Below are 11,759 nucleotides of genomic sequence, written 5' to 3' on the forward strand. Positions count from 1 at the left end.
CTCGTCGGGTCGCAACACCCATGACGACTGACATCCCGACGAACCCCGATCCAGCCGGAGCACCGCCGGTGGTCACCCTCACCGCGTGGCGCGACGCCCACGACGAGCTCCTCGTTCAGGAGAAGGCCCACACCCACGCGGGCGACGCCCTCGCCGCGGCCCGGCGGCGGATGCCGATGACCGAGCTACCCGACGTCGTCGTCGAGGGCGACGACGGCCCGACCCCGCTGCTCGACCTGTTCGGCGACCACGACCAGCTGATCCTGTACAAGCACATGTGGCACGACGGTCAGCCGATCGAGGGCCAGTGCGAGGGCTGCACGCTCGCCGTCTGGGACGCGACACACGGCACCCCGTATCTCGAGTCGCGCGGGATCTCGTTCGCGGTGCTGTTCGAGGGGGCCTGGGCCGAGGCACGCGAGCTGCGCGACTTCATGGGCTACCCCGTCCCGTGCTTCTCGGTGCACGACGTCGACGACCCGATCCTCGGCACCGGGTTCGGCGAGTTCCTGTTCCTGCTGCGGCGTGACGGCAAGCCCTACCTCACCTACGCGGTCACGGGGCGAGGCACTGAGGCGATGCTGTCGTCGATGCAGCTGATCGACCGCACCGTGTACGGGCGCGGCGAGCGCTGGGAGGACTCGCCCGCGGGCTGGCCCCAGGACCGCGACGCCTCCTGGTGGTGGCGCCAAGACGGCCGGCCTGCCGCCCAGTGGGCCCGGCCCGGCGCGACGCCCGTCGACCCCCGTGCGCACCACCACGGCTGAACCGATCCCCCGGCACCCGGGCCGGGCGGCCTACGCCGGCGGCTCGTCCCGGGGGCTCACCAGCCGCGACTCGTACGCGAACACGACGAGCTGCGCCCGGTCGCGGGCGCCGACCTTCGCCATCGCGCGCGAGACGTGCGTCTTCGCGGTCGCCGGGCTGATCACCATGTGCGCGGCGATCTCGTCGTTGCTCAGCCCCTGCCCGACGAGCGCCACGACCTCCTGCTCCCGGTCCGTGAGCCGGCCCAGGTCACGACCGACCGGCTCGACCGCTGGCCGCGCCACGTACTCGGCGATGAGCGTGCGGGTCACCGCCGGCGACAGCAGCGCGTCACCCGCCATGACGACCCGCAGCGCCTGGAGGACCGCCTCGGGCTCGGTGTCCTTGACCAGGAACCCGCTCGCTCCCGCCCGCAGCGCCGCGAACACGTAGGCGTCGAGGCCGTAGTTGGTGAGGACGACGATCCGCACGTCCGCGAGCGCCGGGTCCCCCGCGATCCGGCGGGTGGCCCCGATGCCGTCGAGCACGGGCATCTGGACGTCCATGAGCACGACGTCGGGACGCAGGTCGCGCGCGAGCTCCGCCGCCTGCTCGCCGTCGCCGGCCTCCCCGACGACCACGACGTCGTCCTCGGCGTCGAGGAGGGCCCGGATGCCGCTGCGGATGAGGGGCTGGTCGTCGCACAGCAGCACCCGGACGGGCTCGGCGGCAGGCACGTCGACGCCGGTCACGCGCCCGTGCCGCCGTCCACGACGAGCGCCGCCACCGGGAGCTCGGCACGCACCCGGAACCCGCCCGTCGGCCGGGGCGCGGCGTCCAGGCGGCCACCGAGCGCCGTCGTGCGCTCCCGCATCCCGACGAGGCCGCGGCCCGGCCGGACCGGCCCCGCGGTCCCGGTGCCGGTGCCGTCGTCGTCGACCTGGACCGTGAGCGTGTCGCCCCGGTAGTCGAGCAGGACCGTCACGGTCGCGGGGCCAGCATGCCGGGCCGCGTTGGTCAGGGCCTCCTGGACGATCCGGAACGCCGCGGCGTCGACGTGCGGAGGCACCGGACGCTCATGACCCGTCACCGACACGCGCGTCGGGAGGCCGGCGGCGTTGGTCCGGCTCACGAGGCCGGGCAGGTCGGCGAGCCCGTGCCCGGCGGGCTGGTCCGGGCTGCGCAGCGTCGCGAGCGTGTCCCGCAGCTCACGCATCGCCTCGCCCGCGGCCTCCTGGATCGCGACGATCGACTCGGGCACGTCCTCGCCGCGCTTGCGCGCCAGGTGGGTCGCGACGTTCGCCTGGATCGAGACGACCGAGATCGAGTGGGTGAGCGAGTCGTGCAGCTCGCGCGCGATCCGCAGGCGCTCCTCGACCGCGAGCCGCCGCGCGAACTCCTCCTGGGTGCGCTCGGCCTGCTCCGCCCGTCTCACGACCTCCCGGACGTGCATCTTCCACTGGTGGAACGCCGCGGCGAACCCCGCCGCGGAGACCAGCCATCCCACGGCGTAGAAGCGCCTCCAGCCCCGGTCGGTACGCACCCGGGCATCGTAGGCACCGCCACCGCCCGACGGCGTCCGCTGCCGGGAGTACGTGCGGCGTACGCCCGCGGTGGTAGGCGGCCCCCACCGGTGGTGCCCGCGCGGCAGCCCCAAGTGGGCACCCACGCCCGACGACCCGGCACCCCGGCGTGGCACACCCTGGCGGGGCTGGTCGTCGACCGCGACGTCAGCACCCAGGAACCACCGCAGCGATGGAGGAGTCATGTCCGAGCCCGGCACGGCGACCGCAGCACCGTCGTCCCCCACGTCAAGACCGTCAAGCCCCGTGGCTTCCGCCGCCGGACCCTCGCTCGCGGCGCACCCGCGGCGGTGGGCGGCGCTCGCGGTGATCGTCGCGGGCCAGCTCATGATCGTGCTCGACAACTCGATCATGAACATCGCCCTGCCGTCCGCCGCACGCGACCTCGGGATCAGCGACGCCGACCGACAGTGGGCGATCACCGCCTACTCGCTCGCGTTCGGCGGCCTGCTGCTGCTCGGCGGGCGCGTCGCCGACTTCGTCGGGCGCAAGCGCGCCCTCGTGGTCGCGCTCGTCGGGTTCGCCGGCGCCTCGGCGATCGGCGGCGCCGCGACCAGCGCCAGCATGCTCTTCGCGGCCCGTGCGCTGCAGGGCGCGTTCGGCGCGCTGCTCGCACCGGCGGCGCTGTCGCTCATCACCGTCATGTTCGTCTCGACGCGCGAGCGGGCGCGAGCGTTCAGCGTGTTCGGGGCCGTCTCCGGCGCGGGCGGCGCGATCGGCCTGCTCGCGGGCGGCGCGCTCACCGAGTACCTCGACTGGCGCTGGTGCCTCTACGTCAACGCGCCCATCGCCGTCTTCGCCGCGTTCTTCGCCCTGCGGCTCGTGCCCGAGTCGAAGGCGCACGGCGCGCGGCGCCTCGACGTCCCCGGCGTCGTGCTCGCCACGGGCGGCCTCGTGTCTCTCGTCTACGCGTTCACGCACGCCGCCAAGCAGACGACCGGGGCGGACGGCCTGCCGTCCACCGTGGGCTGGGGCGACCCGACCGTGATCACGCTGCTCGCCGTGGCCGTCGCCGCGCTCGCCGCGTTCGTCGTCCTCGAGACACGGACCGCGAACCCGCTGCTCCCGATGCGGGTCGTCCTCGACCGCAACCGTGGCGGGTCGTACCTCGTGTTCCTGCTGCTCGGCGCCGGCCTGTTCGCGATGTTCCTGTTCATGACGTTGCACCTCCAGGTCGTCCTCGGCTGGACGCCGCTCAAGGCCGGCCTCGGGTTCCTGCCGTTCGCGCTCGCGGTGATCGCGTCCGCCGGGCTGGTCGCCCGGCTCCTGCCGCGCGTCGGGCCGCGCCCGCTGCTCGTCACCGGGCTCGCGATGGCGAGCGCGGGGATGCTGCTGCTCGTCCGCACCACGCCCGACTCGTCCTACGCGAGCACGATCCTGCCGTCCGCGCTGATCATCGGGACGGGCCTCGCGCTGGTGTTCGTCCCGGCGTCGTCGACGGCGCTGCTGGGGGTCGAGGACCACGACGCCGGGGTCGCGTCGGCCGTCCTCAACACGGCGCAGCAGGTCGGCGGGTCGCTCGGGCTCGCGCTGCTCAACACGATCGCTATCGGGGCGTTCACCGGCAAGCTCACCGACCTCGTCGCGACCGGGGCCGACCCCCGGTCCGCCGCCGTCCTGGCGACCGCGCAGGTGCACGGCTACCACGTCGCCTACGTATGGGGGGCGGCGTTCTTCGCGGCCGGGCTGGTCGTGTCGCTGGTCGTGATGGCCGTGAGCCGGAAGAGCATGCCGGACCCGGAGGACGAGGCGGCCGGCGAGCCGGCGGTCGCCGTCGCCTGAGGCCCCCGCGGTGCTCGTCGGGCGATCGGGTCGGTCAGCAGGTCAGCAGGTCAGCGGGACGCCCGCTGCCACAGGCCCTTGACGTACGAGGCCTGGCCCAGGTGCTGGGTCGCGTCGCCCACGACGCTCACGAGGCGGACGCCGAGCGTGACGGGCGGGTCCCACCGTTCGTCGACGACCCGGTCCAGCGCCTCGTCGGGGAGCGTCGCCACGTACGCGAGGGCACGCTCCTGCGTCGCGTCCACGTAGCCGTGCAGCAGCTCCGCCGACGCCCGGACCTGGCCCACCTGCTCCGGCGTCTGGCCGTACCCGGTCGCGCCGTCGTCGAACGGGAGCCCGAACCGCTCGGCCCAACCGCCCGACGTCCAGACCTCCCCCTCGCCCGCGACGTCGGCGACCTGCGCGTCGACGCCGCGCCCGATGTGCCACACGAGCCACGCGATCGTGTTCGCGTGCGGGTCGGGGCGCCAGGCGAGGGCTTCCTCGTCGAGGCCGTCGAGGAGGCGTCCCACGCCGTCCCCGACCCGGGAGAACGAGTCGGTCAGGATGTCGGTCGATCGCATACCGTCCAGTCTGCGACGCTCCCCCGCGACTTGTCAGAACGTGGCGGCTCTCGACAGCCGCCACATTCTGACAACTCGGTGAATCGGCGCGCTAGGGTCGGGACGTGAGCGACTCCGGCTACGGCGACTTCGAGTTCGAGCGCCGCTTCGTCGCGCGCGACGTCCCCCGCGAGCTCCTCGACGAGAGCCCGCCGACCCTGATCGTCCAGAGCTACTACCTCGCCGACGACGGCTACGCCCTCCGGCTGCGCGTCCAGTCCTCCACGGCGCGGGCCGTGCTCGACGACCGGTCCGACGCGGTCGACGTCCTCGACGCCCACGCGGACGCGTTCGACTTCTGCGCCCTCACCGCCAAGGGGCCGATGGTCGGCGGCACCCGCTACGAGGCCGAGCGCGAGCTGGACGTGAGCGTCGGGGTGGAGATGGTGCGCCGAGGCGGCCTGCGGATCGTCAAGAACCGGCACGCGGTCTGGCTCGGCGCGGACGGCTGGGTGATCGACGTCTTCGGTGGTGCCAACCATCCGCTCGTGGTGGCCGAGTGCGAGCGCTCCGGTCCGGTGGTCGACCTGCAGATCCCGTCGTTCTGCGTCACCGAGGTCACCGAGGACCACCGGTTCGCCAACGACGCGCTCGTCCACGAGCCGTTCGCGCGCTGGGCGGGGGCCTTCGAACGGGAGCTCGAGTCCCAGGGGCCCCGCTTCCTGCAGGGCTTCGGGCGCAACCAGGCGCTGCCCGGCGACCAGCGCTGAACCGTCGTCAGGCGCGGTCGGTCACATCACGCCCATCTTCGTGGTGAGCGGCACGTAGTTGAAGTGCCACGGCTCGTACGAGCCGCCGCCGCCCGCGCGGGCCCACGTCGGGTTGTCCCACCCGTAGCTCGGGCCGTTCGCACGCAGCCACTGGTACACCTCGGCGTTGCCCGTCTCGCTCGAGCAGAAGTCGACCGCCAGGCCGAGCCCGTGGTTCGAGGTCCCGGGCTCCGCCGCGTAGCCCGCGCGCGTGACGGCGAGCGTGTACTGCTCGGCGAGCGGTCGGTAGGCGGCCACGAGGCACATGTTGCGGCCGAAGCGCGCCTTGAAGGCCTCGTTCATCGCCGTGATCGCCGCGGCCGCCGGGTTCGCGAGGTAGTAGCCCTTCTGCCACAGCTCGCAGAGCTGGCTCTTCGGCAGCTCGCCGTTCTTGCCGGTCGGGAGGACGTCGACGTCGCAGTCGGCGATGCTGTCGCGGGTCTCGCTGCGGCTCGCGACCTGCGAGCGAGCCGCGCCGTCGCCCAGCGACCTGATCGTGTCGGGGAGCTTCGTCGACGTGCCCGACGCCGAGACCGCGTCGAGGAGGCTCGGCCCCTGAGGACGACCGCCGTTGTCGACGGCGGTGTCGCCGTTCGCGGCGCCCGTGAGCGGGACCGCGATGGTCGCGACGGCCAGCGACGTCAGGACGGCGACCCGCGGCACCCAGCGGGGGCGGTCGCTGCCCGGACGTGCGCCGGGCTCGAGGCCGACGGCGCCGCCGTCGCCCGCGCCCTGCGGGTCGCCCGACGGTGACGGCTCGAGAAGGAGCGCCTCGAGCTCCGCGGTCTGCACGTGCGGCAGGTCGTCGTGCTCGAGCGACGGTGCACCTTGCAGGGGGTGCTCGTGGACGACCTCGGCGGCGTGCTCGTGGCACGTCGGGCCGACGACGGACGGCGCGGCGACCGCGGGGACCGGGACCGACGCCGGAACCGCCCGGCCGGCGCGCGGCGCCTCGACGGACGTGACCCGCGCGACCTGCGGGCCGTGATGGGCGAACCCTGCGGCGGACCAGGTGTTCGTGACACGAGCGGGGCCGTGGTTGGGGGCGAGGTCGGCGGGCGCGGCCTCCTCGACGTGCTGCGACTCCTGCTCCGTCGAGGTGAGCAGCATCTCGCGTCGCTGCCGGCGGGTGAGGTACGGCGCCGAGTCCTCGGCGGTGCGCTCGGGCGCGAGAGTCGTCACCGTGCGCGGCGACGTCGCGCTCGTCCGGGAGACGGCGGCGGCCGGGCGGGCTGCCGCGACCGGGACGGCGTCCAGGTGGACCGTGGGGGACGGCGGCACGTGCACCACCGGCGCGTCCTGCGCGCGCAGCGCCGCTTCACGGCGTTCGCGGCGGGTCAGCAGCGGGGGCGACGACGTCGCGGATTCCACGGCACCTCCGGGGTCTCGGCTCGGACGGGAACAGCAGGCACTTCGACGACTCAACACCTGCCGGGAGGAACGCTCCCCGACGGCCGGTGGCCCCCGCGCCGCGCACAGCCTACGCGATCACGGAACGATAACGGAAGCGCCCGTGACGAACCGGTGGACCGCCCGTGACGAGGCGGTGCGCATCGCAGTGGGACGGGCGTCCCGGTCGGCCGACGGACGGCTCACCGCGGGCGAGCCCGGCGCAGCGTGTCGCCGCGCTGCATCGCGTCCCGGACCTCGCCCACGAGCTCCTCGAGGATGTCCTCGAGGAAGACCACGCCGACGGGCACGGCGCCGTCGCGCACCAGCGCGAGATGCGCCGCGGAACGCTGCATGGCCTGCAGGACGTCCTCGATCTCGTCGTCCGGAGCGGCGACCGCGAGCGCCCGGACGCGCCACGACGGCACGGGCTCGTCACGGTCGCCGTTCGTCGCGTACAGGACGTCCTTGAGGTGCAGGTACCCGATCGGCTCGGCGGCCCGGACCACGGGGAACCGGCTGAAGCCGGTGCGCGTGACGAGGTGCTCGACGTCGTCGGGCGTGCAGCCCTCCGCGACCGTCACGAGGTCCGCGAGCGGCACCATGACCTCGCGGGCGGTCCGCTCGGAGAACTCGATCGCGCCGGAGAGGAGGCCCTGCTCGTCCTGCAGGACGCCCTCGGCCGCGGAGTGCTCGACGATCGACTGGACCTCCTCGACCGTGAACGCGGACGCCACCTCGTCGCGCGGCTCGACGCCCGCGGCGCGCACCGCGTGGTTGGCGAGCCAGTTGAGCGCGCCGATCACGGGCCGCAGGACGCGGGCGAGCAGCACGAGCGGCGGTGCGAACAGCATGACCGCACGATCGGGTGCGGAGACCGCGAGGTTCTTGGGCACCATCTCGCCGAGCACCACGTGCAGGTAGACGACCACGGCGAGCGCCAGCACGAGCGCGATCGGGTGCGCGAGGTCGGGGCTCGCGCCGATCGCGTGCAGCGGGACCTCGACGAGGTGCGCGAGCGCGGGCTCGGCGACGATCCCGAGACCGGTCGAGCACACGGTCACGCCGAGCTGCGCGCAGGCGAGCATGAGCGACACGTGCTCCATCGCGTAGAGCACGGTGCGGGCGCGGACGTTCCCGGCCGCGGCCAGGGGCTCGATCGAGCTCCGGCGCGCGGACAGCACGGAGAACTCGGCACCGACGAAGAAGGCGTTGCCGAGGAGCAGGACGATGCCGAGGATCAGGCCGGCCGTGGAGCTCATGCCGCACCCCCGTCCCGCGCCGGTCCACCGTCGACGGCGCTCACGCGGAGCTGCTCGACGCGACGGCCGTCCATCACGTCGACGCGCAGCCGCACGCCGTCGACCTCGACCTCGTCACCGACGGCGGGCACGCGGCCCAGCTCGGTCATGACGAGGCCGCCGAGGGTCTCGTACGCGCCGGACTCGGGGACCTCGAGGCCCGTCTGCTCCGTGAGCTCGTCGGGACGGAGCTGACCCTGCACGCGCCACGACCCGTCGCGCAGCCGACGGGCGCCGACGACCCGTGCGTCGTGCTCGTCGGAGACCTCGCCGACCAGCTCCTCGACGACGTCCTCGAGCGTCACGACGCCGGACGTGCCGCCGTACTCGTCGACGACGACCGCCATCTGGAGCCCGAAACCGCGCAGCTCGACGAGCAGCGGACCGAGCCCGACGGTCTCGGGGACGCGCGGCGCGTCGACCATGAGCGCGGCGACGGGCACGTCGGCGCGCCGATCGGCCGGCACGGAGACGGCCCGGCGCACGTGCACGAGGCCGACGACGTCGTCGCGGTCGCGGTCGATCACGGGGAAGCGGGAGTGCCCGGTGGCGCGGACGACGTCGAGCAGCTCGGCGGCGGACGCCTCCTTGTGCAGGACGTCCATGCGCAGCCGGTCCGTCATGACGTCGACGGCGGTCAGCTCCTCGAGGTCGATCGTGTTGGTGAGGAGCGTCGCGACACCCTCCTCGAGCGTGCCCTCCTGCGCCGAGCGCCGGACGAGAGCCGCGAGCTCGGTCGACGACCGCGCCCCGGACAGCTCCTCGACGGGCTCGACGCCGACGCGCCGCAGGAGGGCGTTCGCCGAACCGTTGAGGAGGACGACCACCGGCCGCGCCACCGTCGTGAAGGCGCGCTGCAGCGGCACGACGAGCCGCGCCGTCGGGTACGGGAGCGAGAGCGCGAAGTTCTTGGGGATGAGCTCGCCGAACAGCATCGAGAACACGTTCACGACGACGAGAGCGACGATCCCTGCGAGCGCGACGGCGACGCCGCGTGCGAGCGCCGTGTGGCCGAGCGCTGCGACCACGAGGTCGTAGAGCGCGGGCTGAGCGGTGTAGCCGAGCAGGATCGTCGTGACCGTGATGCCGACCTGGGCGGAGGACAGCTCGGTCGAGAGCTCCGACAGGGCGGAGCGGACGCTACGGTCGCGGCGGTCGGGCTCGTCCCCGTGCCCGGAGCTCTTGAGGACCGCCGGGTCGAGCGTGACGAGCGCGAACTCGCTCGCGACGAACACTGCGGTCCCCGCCGTGAGGACGACGCCGAGGAGGAGCAGGAGCCAGTCGTTCAGCACGCGGCGGCCACCACCCGGGCGAACGACGGCCGCCCGGGCCTGCGCGCGGCGCGGGCGGGGCGGGATGGACGTGCGGACCTATGTCGTGGGTCGTCACCGTTCATGGTGCGCACCATCGTATCGGTGGGTGGCGTGCCGGGCGCTCGGCACGCCACGCCCACACGATCTCCATCCGACGCACAGACGGCGCCCAGCGCGACCTCCGGGCGGTTCACACCCCTGTGTGCCAGTCTTTCCCTATGGCACCCAGCTCCCTGCCGTCCGGACAGCCGGGCGGTCGTCCGAACGTCCCGACGGGCAACCCGAACGGCGGGGCCGTCGGGCGACCGTCGGCCCGCCCCGCGGGCGAGCCGAACGCGACCGTGCTCGTCGTCGAGGACGAGCCCGCCATCGCGACCGCCATCGCGCAGCGCCTCACGGCCGAGGGCTGGCGGGTCGAGGTCGCGCGCGACGGACTGTCGGGCGTCGACGCGGCGCTGCGGCTGCGCCCCGACGCCGTGGTCCTCGACGTCATGCTCCCGGGCATCGACGGCCTCGAGGTCACCCGCCGGATCCAGGCCGAGCACCCCCTGCCCATCCTGATGCTCACCGCCCGCGACGACGAGACCGACATGATCATCGGGCTCGGCGTCGGCGCCGACGACTACATGACGAAGCCGTTCTCGATGCGCGAGCTCGTCGCGCGCCTCAAGGCGCTGCTGCGGCGCGTGGACCGCGCGGCGCAGGTCGCGTCGTCGCCGGTCGCCCAGCCGCCGCTCGAGGTCGGGGACGTGACCATCGACCAGGCGCAGCGGCGCGTGTACCGGGCCGGCGAGGAGGTCCACCTCACGCCCACGGAGTTCGAGCTCCTCGTCATGCTCGCGAGCTCCCCCAAGACCGTGCTGACGCGCGAGAAGCTCCTCGCGGAGGTGTGGGACTGGGCCGACGCGTCGGGCACCCGGACCGTCGACTCCCACATCAAGGCGCTGCGCCGCAAGCTCGGCGCGGACCTCATCCGGACCGTGCACGGCGTGGGGTACGCGTTCGAGCCGAACGCATGAGCCGGACCGGCGAACGCGCCGGTGCCCGGATCGCCCGGGTGCCGGACGTCCGTCCGCTGGACCGCTTCCAGTCGATCCGGATCAAGCTCGGGATCCTCGTCGCGGCGACCGTGACGTTCGCGGCGTTCGTCACCTGGCTGGGCCTGCGCAACCACCTCGGTCCGAGCCGCACGCTGCCGCTCGCGATCGTCCTGTCCCTCCTCCTCACCCAGGTGCTCGCGCGCGGCATGACGTCCCCGCTGCGCGAGATGACCGCCGCCGCGCGCGCCATGGCCGACGGCGACTACACCCGGCGCGTGACGGCGACGAGCCGGGACGAGGTCGGGCAGCTCGCGGGCGCGTTCAACCAGATGGCGAGCGACCTCGCCGCCTCGGACCAGGTGCGCCGCGACCTGATCGCCAACGTCTCGCACGAGCTGCGCACACCCGTCGCCGCGCTGCACGCCCAGCTCGAGAACGTCGTCGACGGCGTCACCCCCGCGTCCCCCGCGACGCTGCAGCAGGCCCTCACCCAGACCGAGCGCCTGTCGCGCCTCGTCGCGTACCTGCTCGACCTGTCGCGCATCGAGGCGGGCGCGGCCGCGCTCAACTACGAGACGATCCCGCTCGGGGACTTCCTCGAGGAGGTGGCCGAGTCGGTGTCGATGCTCGACGCGGGCAAGCAGCTCCGGTACGTCGTCGACGTGACGCCCGAGGACCTCGAGCTCGAGGCCGACCCGGTCCGGCTCGACCAGGTCGTCACGAACCTGCTGCACAACGCGATCCGGTACTCGCCGCAGGACGGCCGCATCCTGCTCGAGGCGACGCTCGAGCCGGGCGGCGACCGCGTCGTCGTCGACGTGGTGGACGAGGGCCCCGGCATCGACCCCGAGGACCGCGGGCGGATCTTCGACCGGTTCCAGCGCGGGTCGGCGACGGCGCAGCTCGGCTCCTCCTCGACCGGCGGCACCGGGATCGGCCTCGCGATCGTCCGCTGGGCGGTCGACCTGCACGGCGGGACCATCGAGGTCGCGGACGGCGACGACGGCGGCGCGCGCATGCGTCTGCGCCTGCCGGTCCACGCACGGCGCGGCACGCGCACCCGTCGCCCCGAGTGACCGTCGTCACACTGTCGCGATCACCCGGGTGAAAGGCGGCCGGGGATACCGAAAGATGGGGCTCGGCGACCCGCTTTTTTTGCTCCCGACGAGCAGCATTTGCCCTCCTGTTGCCGCCCGTAGAGCCGATGTGAAGATCCGCGGGATTGCTCGCGTCCCGGCCTGTCCGTGCGCCGG

Annotated in this window: 11 protein-coding genes; 5 read left to right on the top strand and 6 right to left on the bottom strand. The window is 73.8% G+C overall.

The genetic code is table 11. The features are described from left to right. Positions 1–20 precede the first annotated feature (20 nt). A complete protein-coding gene (locus KDY119_RS12525; protein ID WP_036946568.1) occupies positions 21–767 on the top strand; it encodes a DUF899 family protein in 747 nt (248 codons plus the stop codon). A gap of 30 nt (positions 768–797) precedes the next feature. Here KDY119_RS12525 and KDY119_RS12530 read toward each other — a convergent pair whose 3' ends face one another. Both KDY119_RS12530 and KDY119_RS12535 read right to left on the bottom strand, forming a co-directional pair. Then, complete coding sequence (locus KDY119_RS12530) at positions 798–1,499, bottom strand: response regulator (RefSeq protein ID WP_227994329.1); 702 nt, start codon at positions 1,497–1,499, stop codon at positions 798–800. After that, a complete protein-coding gene (locus tag KDY119_RS12535; RefSeq protein WP_051136168.1) occupies positions 1,496–2,290 on the bottom strand; it encodes a sensor histidine kinase in 795 nt (264 codons plus the stop codon). Before KDY119_RS12535 ends, KDY119_RS12530 begins: the two co-directional genes overlap by 4 nt. 286 nt (positions 2,291–2,576) lie before the next feature. Here KDY119_RS12535 and KDY119_RS12540 point away from each other — a divergent pair, with 286 nt between their 5' ends. Then, a complete protein-coding gene (locus KDY119_RS12540) occupies positions 2,577–4,112 on the top strand; it encodes an MFS transporter (RefSeq protein WP_227994330.1) in 1,536 nt (511 codons plus the stop codon). A gap of 50 nt (positions 4,113–4,162) precedes the next feature. On the opposite strand, the gene KDY119_RS12545 is transcribed toward KDY119_RS12540, so the two are convergent. Beyond that, entirely contained in the window at positions 4,163–4,675 is a 513-nt protein-coding gene (locus KDY119_RS12545; RefSeq protein ID WP_036946572.1) for a mycothiol transferase, read from the bottom strand. A 104-nt stretch (positions 4,676–4,779) separates the two neighbouring features. Between KDY119_RS12545 and KDY119_RS12550 the strand changes: the two genes are divergently transcribed. Then, positions 4,780–5,424, top strand: coding sequence for a CYTH domain-containing protein (locus tag KDY119_RS12550; RefSeq protein WP_036946575.1), 645 nt, complete (start codon positions 4,780–4,782; stop codon positions 5,422–5,424). A 21-nt stretch (positions 5,425–5,445) separates the two neighbouring features. On the opposite strand, the gene KDY119_RS12555 is transcribed toward KDY119_RS12550, so the two are convergent. The 3 genes from KDY119_RS12555 to KDY119_RS12565 form a co-directional block, all read right to left on the bottom strand. Further along, a complete protein-coding gene (locus KDY119_RS12555) occupies positions 5,446–6,834 on the bottom strand; it encodes a D-alanyl-D-alanine carboxypeptidase family protein (RefSeq protein WP_051136169.1) in 1,389 nt (462 codons plus the stop codon). A gap of 221 nt (positions 6,835–7,055) precedes the next feature. Next, positions 7,056–8,114 carry a hemolysin family protein gene (locus tag KDY119_RS12560; RefSeq protein ID WP_036946578.1) on the bottom strand — a complete coding sequence of 353 codons (1,059 nt, stop codon included), beginning with the start codon at positions 8,112–8,114 and terminating at the stop codon, positions 7,056–7,058. Further along, positions 8,111–9,445 carry a hemolysin family protein gene (locus tag KDY119_RS12565; protein WP_036946581.1) on the bottom strand — a complete coding sequence of 445 codons (1,335 nt, stop codon included), beginning with the start codon at positions 9,443–9,445 and terminating at the stop codon, positions 8,111–8,113. The genes KDY119_RS12560 and KDY119_RS12565 overlap by 4 nt, the downstream gene beginning before the upstream one ends. 239 nt (positions 9,446–9,684) lie before the next feature. On the opposite strand from KDY119_RS12565, the gene KDY119_RS12570 reads away from it, so the two are divergent. Both KDY119_RS12570 and KDY119_RS12575 read left to right on the top strand, forming a co-directional pair. After that, positions 9,685–10,485 carry a response regulator transcription factor gene (locus KDY119_RS12570; RefSeq protein WP_083890577.1) on the top strand — a complete coding sequence of 267 codons (801 nt, stop codon included), beginning with the start codon at positions 9,685–9,687 and terminating at the stop codon, positions 10,483–10,485. After that, a complete protein-coding gene (locus tag KDY119_RS12575) occupies positions 10,482–11,582 on the top strand; it encodes a HAMP domain-containing sensor histidine kinase (RefSeq protein ID WP_051136170.1) in 1,101 nt (366 codons plus the stop codon). The genes KDY119_RS12570 and KDY119_RS12575 overlap by 4 nt, the downstream gene beginning before the upstream one ends. Positions 11,583–11,759: the final 177 nt, after the last annotated feature.

Source organism: Luteimicrobium xylanilyticum (assembly GCF_009429125.1).
Classification (GTDB): Bacteria; Actinomycetota; Actinomycetes; order Actinomycetales; family Cellulomonadaceae; genus Luteimicrobium; species Luteimicrobium xylanilyticum.

Excerpts from the sequence above, each read along its gene's own strand:
- KDY119_RS12525 (WP_036946568.1), top strand. The coding sequence starts at position 21 with ATGACGACTGACATCCCGACGAACCCCGATCCAGCCGGAGCACCGCCG.
- KDY119_RS12545 (WP_036946572.1), bottom strand. The coding sequence starts at position 4,675 with ATGCGATCGACCGACATCCTGACCGACTCGTTCTCCCGGGTCGGGGAC.
- KDY119_RS12560 (WP_036946578.1), bottom strand. The coding sequence starts at position 8,114 with ATGAGCTCCACGGCCGGCCTGATCCTCGGCATCGTCCTGCTCCTCGGC.
- KDY119_RS12570 (WP_083890577.1), top strand. The coding sequence starts at position 9,685 with ATGGCACCCAGCTCCCTGCCGTCCGGACAGCCGGGCGGTCGTCCGAAC.
- KDY119_RS12575 (WP_051136170.1), top strand. The coding sequence starts at position 10,482 with ATGAGCCGGACCGGCGAACGCGCCGGTGCCCGGATCGCCCGGGTGCCG.